General features: G+C 47.0%; 1 protein-coding gene. It reads right to left on the bottom strand.

Annotation, left to right across the window (positions count from 1 at the left end):
* Positions 1–369, bottom strand: a 369-nt coding sequence (locus R7Z50_RS30250; RefSeq protein ID WP_318150116.1) for a threonine/serine exporter family protein, incomplete at its 3' end; no start/stop codon positions are given.
* Positions 370–547 lie beyond the last annotated feature (178 nt).

Here is a 547-nt window from a genome sequence, read left to right as displayed (position 1 = left end):
CCGTTCTGGGCTGATGGTATTCAGTTTTTTCTGCGCCATGGCAGCATCAAGTAACCCGCGCTCCATCATGATACAGATACGTTGAATTTGCGTAATAACGCGCATGTTGATGCCACGATCGGCACAGCTTCGAGTAGTGGTAATGCAGTGTCCATCCATTACGGTCGTGACAACCAAGGCATTGGCTGAAAGGGCTACAGCCACTTCATGCACGCCACAAGCTAAGCCAATACGACGCATGATATCGCACACAAGCGTACTTTCTGCGCCATGGGCCAACAGCATTTGTCCGGCTTGAGCGACAAGTCGAGAAATGGAGCGTTGGTTAGATACCGTCAACTCTCCAGACGGTATGGTTTCTAGATTCATAGATAGGTCTAAGTCCTTTTAGGGTGTTGCTTACTCTCACGTGAAGGAGGTCAAACAATCCCGAATCATCACGCGAAGCCACTAGTGTGCCGCAAATCACATCATCTAAATATGATTTAGATACAAAAAAAGCCGCAATAGATTTTGCGGCTTTATTAAATTGTCTAGCAAGACATCG

Source organism: Vibrio sp. 1249-1 (assembly GCF_033340495.1).
The sequence above is the reverse complement of the archived record's forward strand: the minus strand, read 5'-3'. Positions and strand labels throughout refer to the sequence as shown.